Consider the following 13,243-nt stretch of genomic DNA (forward strand, 5'->3'; position numbering starts at 1 on the left):
GAGGAAAAAACGATGAAAAAACGCAATCATTTCTTTATTCTTATTCTTATATCTTTAGCGGTGATGTTCTTATTTTTTGAAACGCAAACAAAAGTGGCAAACGCGACGATGAATGCCTCTGTTAAGATACCGGAAGAATCGATCAGACTTCGCATTTTGGCAAACAGCAACACGGCTGCCGACCAAAAGCTGAAGCGTGATATCCGTGATGAAGTAAACGCACAAATCACAACATGGGTAGCCGAATTATCAACATTAAGCGAAGCTCGCGAAATCATTCGTGAACAGCTGCCAGCAATTGAAGAGATCGTTCAGAACAAATTGAACGAAGCAGGCGTCGATAAGACATTTTCAGTAGAACTGAACAAAGTAGCATTTCCTACTAAAATGTATGGCGACTACATTTATCCGGCAGGCCAATACGAAGCAGTGTTAATCACGATTGGAGAAGGAGAAGGGAAGAACTGGTGGTGTGTACTTTTCCCGCCATTATGCTTCCTGGACTTTGAAAACGGAGATGCTGTAAAAGAAAACAAAGAAGGCAAGAGTGACAAAGCCGAAACAGCTTCTGCAGAAGAAGCGGATGAAACAGAAGAAATCCAGACGAAATTCTTTGTCGTAGATTTGTTTAATAGCCTAGTAAGCGCAGTCGGATCGTTATTCTCTTAAAATGTGCATAAGTTCCTCCCTATTTTCATAGATTATAGAAAAAGAAGAAGGTAAGCCTAAAAGGTGTGCCTTCTTTTTTAACTAGGTTGTTTCAGTAAAATTTGCAGCCCTTGAAAATTGTTGATTTCCGTTTCAGGATGCTCGCTTTCCGCGGGGCGTGCGTTGAGCCCACTCGTCGCTTTGCGACATTGATTGGTCTCACCTGTCCCGCTGATCCCGCAGGAGTCTCGCACCTTGCACTCCAATCAATTTCCAACGATGAAAATGAAAAAACCATTCAAAAACAACAACCCAAGAACCTTTAAACTTACTTTAATGAATGCTTTTAGAAAAGAATCTATATAAAGCAGGGGAGAGTTGAAGATGACGATTATTTTAAGGCAGGCTATGCAACATGAAGCAAAGGATTTATTGCAGCTTGTTGGGAAAGCTGGACTTCAGTCAGAAGGAATCAAAGACAGCATTGAAAACTATCTTGTCGTGGTGAATGATGAAGGGGAAACCATTGGAACGGTTGGACTTGAACGAATCGGTAACGACGGGTTGTTGCGTTCTTTCGTATTAAAGCAGAAATATTCTTCTGAATCCCTTCTCCTTAAACTCATCGATAAAATTTTGGTATACTCAAAAGATAAAGGAGTCGAAACACTTTATTTACTCACAAAAGCGGTGCATATGTTTGAAGCACTATCTTTTAAAGTCATTCCGAAAGATAAAGTGCCTCCACATATCGAAAATGCCGATCATGTTAAAAATAATGCAGCATCAGGAGCAGAACTTTTAGCTTATGCGTTAGATTCTTAAGAGTTTGTCAACAACTTGTCCACAATTCACGACAAATTGTGCATAACTCTGTGGATATAAAAGTTTTGTAAATCGACCATATAAAAGTTGGTCGACCTGAGTAGTAGAAAGGGATTCAAACGATGAAATCATTCCAAACGGAACGCTGGACTGTGGATAACTTTGAAGAAAATTTAATAAAACATCCACATGTTATTCAGGCTTCCTTGTGGATAAAACAAAATGAAGTGGTTGCTTTGCCGACTGAAACAGTTTACGGACTGGCAGGTAACGCACAAAGCGACCAAGCGATAGCACGAATTTTTGAAGCAAAAGGCAGACCGAGTGACAATCCGCTCATTGTACACATATCAGACAGAAAGCAGCTTGAGGGGCTTGTTTCTTCCATACCAGAAAATGCTGAAAAGCTGATGAATGCTTTTTGGCCAGGTCCTCTGACGATTGTACTGCCGAAGGGTGAAGACGTAAGCGAAAAAGTAACGGCAGGGTTATCCACAGTTGCGGTAAGAATGCCTGATCATCCCGTTGCATTAGCTGTGATTGAGGCATCCGGTGTTCCGCTTGCTGCGCCTAGCGCTAACTTGTCGGGGAAGCCTAGTCCGACAACAGCGAACCATGTATACGAAGATTTAAAAGGGAAAATTCCTGGAATTGTGGACGGAGGCTCTACAGGAGTTGGTGTGGAATCGACCGTCGTGGAGTGTACGGATAAGAAAGTAACTATTTTAAGACCGGGCGGCGTAACTTTTGAAGATTTGGAACACGTTGTTGGAGCAGGAAATGTCACGATAGACCCGGGCATTCAGAACGAAAAACTGGCTCCGCGGTCACCAGGTATGAAATATACGCACTATGCGCCAGATGCTCCGTTTGTTCTTGTGGATGGAAGTCCCGAATTTTTGCAGCAGCTTGTGGATAAAGAAAAAGCTGCCGGGAAGAAAATCGGAATTCTGACTACGGATGAAAGAGTGATTTTTTATCAAGCAGATTGCGTAATTCCTGCTGGAAGAAGAAAGAATCCAGAAACGGTTGCTCAGCATTTATATGAAGCACTCCGCTCATTTAATGAAGCAGGTGTCGATCAGATTTTTGGCGAGGTGTTTCCGAAAACAGGAGTGGGAGTCGCTATTATGAACAGGCTCGAAAAATCAGCTGGCGGGAATATCATAAAAGAGTAAAAGTCTTTTTCTGAAAGATCTTGTATTTTTAAGGTGGTTGCTATAGAACATATAAGGAAAATTGCTTCTTTGCTAGTTGATTGGAGCGGAAGGTGCGAGACTCCTGGGGGATGAGCGGGACAGGTGAGACTCCTAAGTGCGCAAAGCGCAGAGGAGGCTCACCGCACGCCCCCCGGAAAGCGAGCATCCTGAAGTGGAGATCAACCACCCACTTCTCCTTTATTAAGCATACAAAAGCCTGTGTCTATTGCGACACAGGCTTGTTTTTGTGGATGGGCAGCATGATCGAGAAGGTCGTTCCTTCGTCAATCTTGCTGTCGATTAAAATTTTTCCGTGGTGGTTCTCCACAATTTTATAACAGATCATAAGCCCGAGACCTGTTCCTTTTTCCTTTGTTGTGTAAAAAGGTTCACCGAGAGTAGCCAAACGCTCTTCAGGAATTCCACAGCCATGATCGATAAAGGATGCGATTACATGATTTTCTTGCTTTCGCAGGTGAATATGTACAGAGCCGCCTGTCGGCATTGCTTCAATTGCGTTCTTCAGCATGTTTACAAAGACTTGTTTAATCTGATTATCTACACACCAGATTTCAGGAAGTTCAGGTTCACTTTCAAAGTAGATCTGAACATTCGTCAATATGGCTTGGGTATCTAGGATTGAGATAACATGCCTGAGCAGATCCCGTAAGTCTGTCTTCGTGAAATTCATGGCTTGCGGTTTCGCGAGCAGCATGAACTCTCCTACGATACTGTTGATGCGGTCGATCTCTGAAAGCATGATCTCGTAATAATCTTTATCTTCCGATGCTTTTGACTGAAGTAGCTGCAGAAATCCTCGGATTGAAGTCAGCGGGTTGCGGATCTCATGTGCCACACCGGCTGCGAGCTGCCCGAGTACGGAGAGCTTATCTGATTTTCTGAGCATTTCTTCCGTTTGTTTCCGTTCAGTAAGGTCACGTGCTACAACCACGCACGATTCTGGCTGGCCGAGGTCATTGATAATCGGTGTTGCGTTCGCTTCAAGGGTTACCCAGTGACCGTGTGCATGCTTGCATCTCACCTCAAATTTTACGGGCTTTAGCGTTTGCACCATCTCGTTGATCGCGAATTTCACTTTGGGTCTGTCGTCTGAATGGAAGAAGCCTTGAATCTTTTTGCCATCATAAATGGACGGGTCGAAGCCGAGCAGCAGCCTGTTAGAAGGAGAGAAGTATTTTACGTCCCCTTGAAGATCTACTACTCCGATTAAGTCCGTTGTGTTCTCAGCGATAATCCGGTATTTTTCTTCGCTTTCTTTCAACGCTTTTTCTTTTAATTTTTTCTCTGTAATATCTCGTGAAATAGCGGATAAAGCAACGACATCACCATTCTCCCCGTAAATAGGGCTAAGGGAAAGACTCACATTGAGACGTTTACCGCTTTTCGTCAGCCGGATTGTTTCGACGCCTTTTACATAGCCGCCATGCTTCACAATGGTCATCAGTCTTTCAGATTCAGCAGCTTTGTCTTCAGGGACGATCGGCAGCATATGAGAAGAAAGGTTGTTGTTCAATTCACTTTGCGACCATCCGTAGATCAGCTCGAAGGCTGGATTTACTTTCACGGAATAATTCGTTAGATGCACGACTGAGATGGCGTCACTAGAATGATAGATAACTGACTCGAGCAGGTCCTTTGTTTCTCTCAGTTCTTTCTCCGCTTCTCTTTTGGCTGTAACATCCTTCGCGATTCCAAATACACCATGTATTTTGTTGAGCACGATGATAGGAGTAAGGGTAAAGGTGATCTGGCGGATCTCACCGTTTTTTTGGCGTATGCGTGTTTCGTGCATTTTGGAATTGCCTTTTAATGCATCGTTAAACTGATCGATCGCAATCGTTTTTCGCTCAGGCATCATAAGAGGGTCGAACGTCATGCTAAGAAGCTCTGTTTCGCTGTAGCCTGTCAAATCGGTACAAGCTTTGTTGACAGTCGTGAATTTACCGTCCAGATCCAAAGAGAACAAGGCATCGATGTTATGGTCCATCAATGATCTGAACCGTTGTTCACTTTCTGCGAGCTGCGTTTCGACCTGAACTCTCTCGCTTAGGTCCACACAGAATCCGTAAACTTCAGAAACCACCCCATCTTTATAGATTGGTCCGATCGCTGCTAGAAACGGTATGCCGTTCAGCTTCGATTCGTACGTCAGACTTTCTCCTTTTAACGCTCTCTCGTAAACTTCTCTCTTAAAAACGGCCATCTCTGGCGGAAAGATATCTTCTATTCTTTTTTGCAGTACGTTTTCCTGTTTGAGGCCGAACATGTCAAAAAGCTCACCTTGGCTCTCGGTCATGATAATCTCTTCATCCTGCTTTATAAATCGAAAGGTCATGCTTTTTTGGCGGGAAATACCGGTTTTGAACGGAGAAAACCGCCATATGTTTTCCCCTGCTGCCGGAATGGCCGGTGCGTTATGGACCATGCTTGTTCCTCCCTTTTTTCGAACAGGTTTATATCTCTTTTATATACGATACTCACTTGCGCTTTCCCTTCCTATGCCGCAGTAAAGTGTGCAATTTTTAAACGTTAAAGGAGCTTGTATATTTTTTAGTCTTTTTAAAAGTAGACATGCATAGGCTGAAAGTATGATGGATAAAGGAGTGGGAACTATTTGGCAACGATGGGGGAATGGATGACACTGTGGTTTATGTCCATCGCACTCGGTATGGACGCCTTTTCGATCGGGCTGGGAATGGGGATGCTTTCACTTCGAATTAAGCAGATTATGAAAATAGGAATCACGATCGGTCTGTTCCATATGTTGATGCCCCTTGGCGGAATGACGATCGGCAAAGAAATATCTGTTCATTTTGGGGGTATCGCAGGCATAGTGGGAGGGGTCCTTCTCGTTATATTGGGAATGACGATGATCCGCTCTTCTTTTTCAAAAGATGATGAGCCGTTTGTTCGGCCAGTTGGCTTCGGTCTGCTCGTTTTTGCATTAAGCGCTTCTCTCGACAGCTTTTCTGTTGGCCTAAGTTTAGGAATCTATGGCGCAAAAACGTGGCTGACTATTTTTATGTTCGGAATGATGAGCATGCTTCTTACATGGTGCGGGCTGATGATGGGAAAGAAAGTGCAGAAGTGGCTTGGGTCCTACAGCGAGGCTTTAGGAGGCTGCATCCTGCTCGCGTTTGGTGTGAAGATTCTTTTTCCTTTTTAATACAGAACAAGAGGATTTATTTACAATAGAGTCCGGTGATATACTAATAAAAAACGTTACTCTCTATAAAAATGGGGAAAGCTAGAATATGAGGTGAACACTCCATGAACGTGTTATTTATTTGTACAGGAAACACTTGCCGCAGTCCGATGGCTGAAGCGATTTTACGGGAAAAAGGAAAAGGTAGATTCCACGTGAAATCTGCAGGAGTATTTGCTGGGAACGGCGCCGTTATGAGTTCGAATGCAACACAGGCTCTTTCTGAGAGGAGGATCAAAGAGAACCACCAGTCACAGGGTGTTTCTGATTACTTGGTCGAGTGGGCGGATCTCATTTTAACGATGACAGAAAACCATAAGCATGCCCTCGTTGGAAGATGGCCCGATGCTGTCAACAAAACATATACGCTAAAAGAATACGTGATGGACGACGAGGATCTGAAGAAAATTGAAGAAATCTACGAGTTGTATACAGAAATTGAAATGCTGAAACTGCAATATATGTCCAAAGATCATAATAGTGAAGACGTGAAAAAAGAGTTCGAAAAAGAAGTACGGCCGCTCGTTGAAAAACGGATGAAGCTTGAGAGCTCTGTGCCGTCACTCGACATTTCAGACCCGTTCGGCGGTCCGCTGCATCTTTATCAGGAAACAAGGGACGAAATCGAAGCGCTTATTGAAAAATTAGTGAAAAAAGACGATAAGACTAAAGAGTGAATCATATTCTGATGAGGCTGTCCTAAATAGGCGTGAAGCGACATTGAATAGGGTACTAGTTAAGAATATAATGGAAAAAAGTATATGAGAGCAGGTGCAGACAACATGAAAGTAGCAATAGGTTCAGATCACGCCGGAGTTGAATTACGAAAAGAAATAATAGCCATGATAGAAGAGCTTGGAATGGAAGTAGAAGATGTTGGCTGCGAATGCACGACATCTGTAGACTATCCGGACTATGCGATTCCTGTTGCAGAAAAAGTAGCAAACGGTGAAGCTGATCGTGGAATCTTAATTTGCGGAACGGGAATCGGTATGAGTATCGCAGCAAACAAGGTTAAAGGAATCCGCTGCGCACTTGTTCATGATCTGTTCAGTGCAAAGGCAACGAGACAGCATAATGACAGCAATGTACTTGCCATGGGTGAACGTGTGATCGGTCCGGGTCTTGCTTTGGAAATCGCAAAAGTATGGCTGACGACAGAATATGAAGGCGGACGTCACGGACGCCGTGTGGGTAAAATCTCTCAATACGAAGGCCAATAGCAATAAACCCATAATATGAAGGGAAGACCATCAAATGAGCGACGAGCTCCAACAGATTCAAGACCAAGTCCTGAATGTTTTGCAAGATCTGCAAAAGCATGCACAATTAAAATCTTCACAATTATTAGTAGTAGGCGCAAGTACGAGCGAAGTAATTGGTGAACGAATTGGCACATCAGGCACGATGGATACAGCAGGTGCACTATACCGCGGTATCATAGCGTTTCAAGAAGAAACAGGAGTGGCACTTGCCGTTCAGTGCTGTGAACACTTGAATCGCGCCCTCGTCATGGAGCGGGCGGAAGCAGAAAGAAGAGGCTATGAAGAAGTTCGGGTTGTTCCGGCTCGATCAGCCGGCGGTGCATTAGCGACACATGCCTTTCACCATATGAACGAACCCGTGATCGTTGAATATATAAAAGCCGACGCAGGCATCGACATCGGTGACACCTTTATCGGTATGCATCTGAAACATGTCGCAGTACCGGTTCGAAGCGAAGTGAAAAAGGTCGGCGAAGCACACGTTACACTGGCTAAGACCCGCCCGAAGCTGATCGGCGGCGAACGCGCAGTCTATCCGAGCAAAGAAGACATACGATGTTTTTAACGAAGGAAAGCCCTCTTGGTGAGGGCTTTTTTAGTTTTAGTTGGAGTGTGGGGCTGTCGAACCCTGTCGAGGATTGTAGACTCGTGGATAAACAGCCAAAACTTTTGGATTCAGCACCATAATTTTTGGATTCAAGGCCAAAACTCGTGGATTCATGGGTGTTTTTCGTGGGATTACGGTTAACAAGGCTTCTTTCACGCCGTTCTGGTACCCTCAAAACAGATGATCTGAAGCTTTGCACCGGCCAAGCCTCCTAATTATGTTCGATCTCGTAGTGAATCCACTCTGAATTGATGTTTTTTCCGCCCATTTTCTTGTAAAGTGCTTGTGCAGATGTGTTATCAACTGCGGTCTGCCAGGTCATGTACGCATAGCCTTCCTTTTTCGTATAATCCACGACATGCTGAAACAATTTTTCGCCGAGTCCTGATCCGCGATACGCTGAATCTACAAAAAGATCGTTCAAAATGGCGATTTTCTGCACTCGAGTGGTGCTGAATGAGAAATAAAGTGTTGCGAACCCGGCAAGCGTTTCGTTCTCCCCGACTGCAACAAACTGTGTTCCTGCTTCCTCGGAGTTCAGCAGGTGCAGGATGTGATTCTCCAATTGCGTATCTTCCGGCTTTTTACCTTTATAAAAATCCACAATATAAGCGAGCATCAAATTTTTCAGCTGCTCGAGATCCTCTTTTACGACAGGGCGTATTTGAAAAGCGGCCATCTGTAATTTCCCCTTTTACATTTTTTTAATAGAGATAGCATTCCGCATTCTTTGAATAGAATCCTGCACTCTGTCTTTATTTTTCATCATAAAGTTCACGAACAGCAGATCGACAATCGTCAGCTGTGCGATTCTCGAAGACAACGCTTCTGATCTGTAAGCGGTTTCTTCTGAGACCGTATAAAAAACAAGGTCAGCCTGCTTGCTTAAAGGGGTAGTGGCATAGTTTGTGATCGCGATGCATACAGCGCCGTTTTCCTTTGCAACGGAAAGAACATCCAGAAGATCTTTGTTCGTGCCTGAATGAGAGATGAAAACCGCTGCATCCTGATCAGTCAGCTGGGAAGCGGACATGAGCTGCATATGTGTGTCACTGTATGCGGAGCTGCTTTTGCCTGTCCTGATAAATTTATGATGAGCGTCCATCGCGATGACACCTGAGCCACCGTTTCCGTAGAAATCGATTTTCCGGGCCGCATTCAAGACAGAAACAGCACGTTCTAAAACTTCGCTGTTCATGATGTTGAGCGTTTCTTCTAACGTGCGTATATTGGACTTTACTACTTTTGATGCGATATCGATCTCAGCATCGGATTCCAGGATCTGCTCGTGGATATCTTTTATCGGTGTCACGATGTCGGCGGCAAGGGCGATCCTCATCGCTTGATAGCCTTTATAGCCCAATCGCTTACAGAACCGGAACACCGTCGCATCCGCCACATCGAGATCATCTGCGACTTGATTGATGCTTTTATGAACCATCTGTTTTGGATCCTTCAGAACGTAATCTGCGATTTGCTTTTCTTTTTCGCTGAAAGAAAAATAGGACGATTTTATTCGTAAAATACAAGACTGGTGATTCATAGACTAGCACCTCGGGTAAAGAAAGTTGTTACTTTCAGTTTAGCTCAGAAAGGGCCACTTGAAAATAATTTTCTTGAAAACGTTTACAATAAAAAAATTTTATTATAAGATACCGTTACATGAAAAAAATTTTAATATATAAAGGATGATAAGAATGTCAGGATCTACATTGATTCTCGTTGCACTACTTGGTGTTTTTGCACTTTTATTTTTAGTTATTCGAACAAAGCTGCATGCCTTTGTTGCACTCCTTCTCGTTTCTTTGCTTGTAGGGATCGCTGCTGGGATGCCGCTTAATAAAGTCATAGAGTCGATCACGAACGGAATGGGTGGGACTCTTGGTTTTGTTGCCGTCGTTGTTGGACTTGGTGCAATGTTTGGACAGATGCTTGAAGTGTCAGGCGGTGCTGAACGGCTTGCACAGACATTGGTAAAAAAGTTCGGTCAGGACAAGGCACAATGGGCGCTTACACTGACAGGTTTCCTTGTTGCGATTCCGGTATTTTTCGATGTTGGTTTCATTATTTTAGTTCCGATCGTTTACGGTTTAGCCAAAAAGACTGGCCGTTCATTGCTTTACTACGGAATTCCTCTCTTAGCAGGATTAGCGGTAACACACAGTTTTGTACCGCCGACACCAGGACCGATCGCTGTTGCTGACCTTTTAGGAGCTGAGCTTGGATGGGTTATCTTATTTGGTGTTCTAGCAGGTATTCCTTCTGCAATCTTGGCAGGACCTGTATTTGGTAGATACATTGCGAAAAAGATTCACGTATCTGTGCCGGATTACATGGAACTTGAAGAAAAGCAGTATGACAAAGAGCTTCCAAGCTTTGCGATGATTGCGAGCTTAATCTTTATTCCACTCGTATTGATTTTAGCGAACACAGTTTCAGGTGTTTTATTAGAAGAAGGAAATACAGTTCGTTCTGTATTAACATTCCTTGGTCATCCGTTCGTAGCGTTGATCATTGCGACATTGCTAGCATTCTACTTCTTAGGTGTAAGAAGAGGGTACAGTGGTGACGAGATTCAGAGCATCGCGACGAAAGCACTTGAGCCAGCGGGAATTATCATCTTAGTTACAGGTGCAGGTGGAGTTTTCAAACAGATCTTGATCGATTCAGGTGTTGGGGAAGTTTTAGGTGACATGATGGCAGGTTCCGCATTGCCTCCGATCTTACTAGCGTTCCTGATTGCATCGGTCGTTCGAGTTGCACAAGGTTCAGCAACGGTTGCGATGGTTACAGCAGCTGGATTGATTTCACCGCTCATCGACACATTAGGGTTAGAAGGACCAGTGCTAGGTTTGATCGTTATCTCGATCGCAGCCGGTGCTACGATTCTTTCACATGTTAACGACTCAGGCTTCTGGCTTGTAAACCGGTACTTCGGATTAGATGTAAAAGATACATTGCGTTCATGGACAATGATGGAGACGATTATTGCATTGACTGGCTTTACGGTCGTGTTTGTATTAGGATTCTTTATACATTAGGATAGTGGTTTGAAGAGGGAGGGCATACTAATGCTGCTCCCTTTTGTGAACGTTTTGGAAGGAGAATGTATGTTGAAAAGTTATGCGATCGGCATTGATATCGGAACAACGAGCACGAAGGTCGTCCTTTTTGACGAAAAAGGAGCGGCTGTTGCTCATCATGCAAAAAATTATCCCTTGCTCTCAGAGGTTCCCGGTGCTGCGGAACAAAGACCTGATGAGATCTATGAAGCCGTCGTTTATTCTTTAAGAGAGACGGTGAGAAAGAGCGGGGACCTGGCGGAAAAAATCGGCTTTATATCATTTAGTACGGCGATGCATTCGCTTATCGCGGTGGATTCGGATGGAAAGCCGCTGACGAATAGCATCACATGGGCAGATACGCGCAGTGAGTCATATGCTTTTGCTGTGAGATCCAGTGCTGAAGGATTAGACCTCTATAAAAGGACAGGTGTACCGCTGCATCCGATGACACCTCTGTTTAAACTGCAGTGGCTTAAGAATGAGCAATCGGAGATTTTTCAAAAAGCAGCGAAGTTTGTTGGCATAAAAGATTACATACTTTACCGCTGGTTCGGTGAATGGGCAACCGATTATGCGTCCGCTGCTGCAATGGGCTTATGGAACATGAACACACTCATGTGGGATAAAGAAGCATTGCAGATGGCGGGAGTTACCCCTGAACGACTTCCAGAAATTCAGCCTACGACATTTTACTGGGACAGCCTTTCTGAAACACTGGAAAAATTGAGCGGACTCGATTCATCTGTAAAAGTAGTAATCGGAGCGACTGACGGTCCGCTATCTAATCTTGGAGTGGGTGCAATTTCACCTGGGGATGTTGCGGTAACGATCGGGACGAGTGGGGCGATCAGGACGATTTCAAAGACTCCGATATTGGATGCAGAGGGAAGGACGTTTTGCTATCCGCTGACCGAAAAGCATTGGGTATCAGGCGGGCCGGTGAATAATGGAGGTATCGCTTTTCAGTGGATTCATGACCTTTTTACAGAAGAGGAAACAGAAGGGTCATATGAAGAGCTTTCCCAGCGGGCTGAGGCGGCGGCTCCAGGAAGTGATGGATTGATTTTTCTGCCTCATTTAACGGGTGAACGTGCACCTTTATGGGATGCGCAGGCAAAAGGTTCTTTTATCGGATTGACGCTTCGCCATAAAAAAGATCAACTGGTTCGAGCGGTATTAGAAGGCACGATCTTCAATCTGTATCAGGTTTATAGCCTTGTTAAAACGCAAGCACAGGAAAAAGCAGACGTTAAGATTTTCGCTACTGGCGGTTTTACGAATTCACCGGCATGGAAACAGATTTTAGCGGACGTGTTCCAGAAGGAAGTCAGCATTCCAGAGCATACTGAAAGCTCATGTCTTGGAGCGGTTCAGCTTGGAAGATTTGCGATCGGCGAAACAAATGTTTTACAGGAAGTGTATGAGGAAGCGAAGCAATATGGAACCGTGATACCGAACGCAGGACAAGAAGCAATGTATAGAGAGCTGTTTGGAATCTATCAGAATTTATCCGAAGCGATGGCATCTCAATATAAAGCGATTCATGAGTTTCAATTTCGATTTTCAAAATAAATGGATGCTATTTAAGATTTTTGTTGAATACGCTTCATTGCCTTGTTGGTTGGAGCGCAAGGTGCGAGACTCCTGCGGGATTAGCGGGACAGGTGAGACCACGACAGGCTTGGTTAGCCTAGAGGGCTCACCGCACGCCCCGCGGAAAGCGAGCATCCTGGAGCGGAGATCAACATCTTCTCCAAGCTACATCTGTTTACGAAAAAAGAGAGCGGGCAAAAGCAACCCGCTCTTTTTTATTCAATATAAGTAGCATTAATCAACGGAAGACCTGATTTGGCATCTTTTCCAGTCTTCACGTTTCCGTAGACGATGATATCAGAACCTGGTGCTACTTCACCCATCGTAAAGTTCATCACTTTAAAGTTCGTTTCTCCAACTTTAAGCTCGAAGCTTCCGCCCATGCCTTTTTTAACGTCGGCGTTTACGGTTCCAACAGCTTTGATGATTTTTTTCTCATAAGCTTTTGGATCAGCTTCTAATGTTGCAGGATCTAACTGTACAGCTTTCTCCTGCATGTTTTTAATAATTTTTGCCTGCTGTTCTGCCATGTCGTCAGAAGCTTTTTTCTCTTCGCTTTGCTCTGTTTTTGGCTCTTTTTCCGGCTTAGCTTTTTCCTCGCTGCAGCCAGCTAATGCAAGCACTAGGACAAGAAGACTCGCTCCAAACCACTTTTTCTTCATGCTGTATGACACCCCTTTTAAATCTACTGTTTCTCTCTATTATGTATCATCATACCATGTTCATCCCTATCAAATAAAATGAATTTTCGCACTTTGTGAAAGATTGTGCATTTCCTCTTACAACTGAAGACATAAATGTGTAAGATAGAAGGG

Annotated in this window: 13 protein-coding genes; 9 read left to right on the plus strand and 4 right to left on the minus strand. The window is 44.1% G+C overall.

The window, feature by feature from the left end; genetic code table 11:
* Positions 1-12 precede the first annotated feature (12 nt).
* From spoIIR to EV282_RS01255, 3 genes are all read left to right on the plus strand, one after another.
* Entirely contained in the window at positions 13-669 is a 657-nt protein-coding gene (gene spoIIR / locus EV282_RS01245) for a stage II sporulation protein R (RefSeq protein WP_130293074.1), read from the plus strand.
* A gap of 363 nt (positions 670-1,032) precedes the next feature.
* Positions 1,033-1,473, plus strand: coding sequence for a GNAT family N-acetyltransferase (locus tag EV282_RS01250; RefSeq protein WP_077360637.1), 441 nt, complete (start codon positions 1,033-1,035; stop codon positions 1,471-1,473).
* 122 nt (positions 1,474-1,595) lie between these two features.
* Positions 1,596-2,651: an L-threonylcarbamoyladenylate synthase gene (locus tag EV282_RS01255; protein ID WP_130293076.1), complete on the plus strand. Its 1,056-nt coding sequence runs from the start codon at positions 1,596-1,598 to the stop codon at positions 2,649-2,651.
* A 244-nt stretch (positions 2,652-2,895) separates the two neighbouring features.
* Here the strand turns inward: EV282_RS01255 and EV282_RS01265 are convergent, their stop codons facing one another.
* Positions 2,896-5,118, minus strand: a complete 2,223-nt coding sequence (locus EV282_RS01265; RefSeq protein WP_130293080.1) for a PAS domain S-box protein — start codon at positions 5,116-5,118, stop codon at positions 2,896-2,898.
* A gap of 198 nt (positions 5,119-5,316) precedes the next feature.
* Here EV282_RS01265 and EV282_RS01270 point away from each other — a divergent pair, with 198 nt between their 5' ends.
* From EV282_RS01270 to EV282_RS01285, 4 genes are all read left to right on the plus strand, one after another.
* On the plus strand, positions 5,317-5,859 hold the full coding sequence (locus EV282_RS01270) for a manganese efflux pump MntP family protein (protein WP_242611899.1): 543 nt from the start codon (positions 5,317-5,319) through the stop codon (positions 5,857-5,859).
* Between the two features lie 104 nt (positions 5,860-5,963).
* A complete protein-coding gene (locus EV282_RS01275; RefSeq protein WP_130293082.1) occupies positions 5,964-6,575 on the plus strand; it encodes a low molecular weight protein arginine phosphatase in 612 nt (203 codons plus the stop codon).
* Positions 6,576-6,680: 105 nt separating this feature from the next.
* Positions 6,681-7,121: a ribose 5-phosphate isomerase B gene (rpiB, locus tag EV282_RS01280; RefSeq protein ID WP_130293084.1), complete on the plus strand. Its 441-nt coding sequence runs from the start codon at positions 6,681-6,683 to the stop codon at positions 7,119-7,121.
* Positions 7,122-7,155: 34 nt separating this feature from the next.
* Positions 7,156-7,728, plus strand: coding sequence for a TIGR01440 family protein (locus EV282_RS01285; RefSeq protein WP_130293086.1), 573 nt, complete (start codon positions 7,156-7,158; stop codon positions 7,726-7,728).
* Positions 7,729-7,981: 253 nt separating this feature from the next.
* On the opposite strand, the gene EV282_RS01290 is transcribed toward EV282_RS01285, so the two are convergent.
* A complete protein-coding gene (locus EV282_RS01290) occupies positions 7,982-8,449 on the minus strand; it encodes a GNAT family N-acetyltransferase (RefSeq protein ID WP_130293088.1) in 468 nt (155 codons plus the stop codon).
* Between the two features lie 15 nt (positions 8,450-8,464).
* Entirely contained in the window at positions 8,465-9,313 is an 849-nt protein-coding gene (locus EV282_RS01295) for a MurR/RpiR family transcriptional regulator (protein WP_130293090.1), read from the minus strand.
* A 154-nt stretch (positions 9,314-9,467) separates the two neighbouring features.
* On the opposite strand from EV282_RS01295, the gene EV282_RS01300 reads away from it, so the two are divergent.
* Together EV282_RS01300 and EV282_RS01305 are read left to right on the plus strand one after the other, a co-directional pair.
* Positions 9,468-10,811: a GntP family permease gene (locus EV282_RS01300; RefSeq protein ID WP_130293092.1), complete on the plus strand. Its 1,344-nt coding sequence runs from the start codon at positions 9,468-9,470 to the stop codon at positions 10,809-10,811.
* A gap of 30 nt (positions 10,812-10,841) precedes the next feature.
* Positions 10,842-12,407: a gluconokinase gene (locus tag EV282_RS01305; RefSeq protein ID WP_242611804.1), complete on the plus strand. Its 1,566-nt coding sequence runs from the start codon at positions 10,842-10,844 to the stop codon at positions 12,405-12,407.
* A 236-nt stretch (positions 12,408-12,643) separates the two neighbouring features.
* Here the strand turns inward: EV282_RS01305 and EV282_RS01310 are convergent, their stop codons facing one another.
* Positions 12,644-13,090, minus strand: coding sequence for a hypothetical protein (locus EV282_RS01310; RefSeq protein WP_130293094.1), 447 nt, complete (start codon positions 13,088-13,090; stop codon positions 12,644-12,646).
* Positions 13,091-13,243 lie beyond the last annotated feature (153 nt).

Source organism: Fictibacillus sp. BK138 (assembly GCF_004216955.1).
Lineage (GTDB): Bacteria > Bacillota > Bacilli > Bacillales > Fictibacillaceae > Fictibacillus.

Coding starts and splice junctions, on each gene's coding strand:
- EV282_RS01310 (WP_130293094.1), bottom strand. CDS start 13,090: ATGAAGAAAAAGTGGTTTGGAGCGAGTCTTCTTGTCCTAGTGCTTGCA.
- EV282_RS01285 (WP_130293086.1), top strand. CDS start 7,156: ATGAGCGACGAGCTCCAACAGATTCAAGACCAAGTCCTGAATGTTTTG.
- EV282_RS01305 (WP_242611804.1), top strand. CDS start 10,842: ATGCTGCTCCCTTTTGTGAACGTTTTGGAAGGAGAATGTATGTTGAAA.
- EV282_RS01255 (WP_130293076.1), top strand. CDS start 1,596: ATGAAATCATTCCAAACGGAACGCTGGACTGTGGATAACTTTGAAGAA.
- EV282_RS01295 (WP_130293090.1), bottom strand. CDS start 9,313: ATGAATCACCAGTCTTGTATTTTACGAATAAAATCGTCCTATTTTTCT.
- EV282_RS01300 (WP_130293092.1), top strand. CDS start 9,468: ATGTCAGGATCTACATTGATTCTCGTTGCACTACTTGGTGTTTTTGCA.
- EV282_RS01275 (WP_130293082.1), top strand. CDS start 5,964: ATGAACGTGTTATTTATTTGTACAGGAAACACTTGCCGCAGTCCGATG.
- EV282_RS01250 (WP_077360637.1), top strand. CDS start 1,033: ATGACGATTATTTTAAGGCAGGCTATGCAACATGAAGCAAAGGATTTA.
- EV282_RS01265 (WP_130293080.1), bottom strand. CDS start 5,118: ATGGTCCATAACGCACCGGCCATTCCGGCAGCAGGGGAAAACATATGG.
- rpiB (WP_130293084.1), top strand. CDS start 6,681: ATGAAAGTAGCAATAGGTTCAGATCACGCCGGAGTTGAATTACGAAAA.
- spoIIR (WP_130293074.1), top strand. CDS start 13: ATGAAAAAACGCAATCATTTCTTTATTCTTATTCTTATATCTTTAGCG.
- EV282_RS01270 (WP_242611899.1), top strand. CDS start 5,317: ATGGGGGAATGGATGACACTGTGGTTTATGTCCATCGCACTCGGTATG.
- EV282_RS01290 (WP_130293088.1), bottom strand. CDS start 8,449: ATGGCCGCTTTTCAAATACGCCCTGTCGTAAAAGAGGATCTCGAGCAG.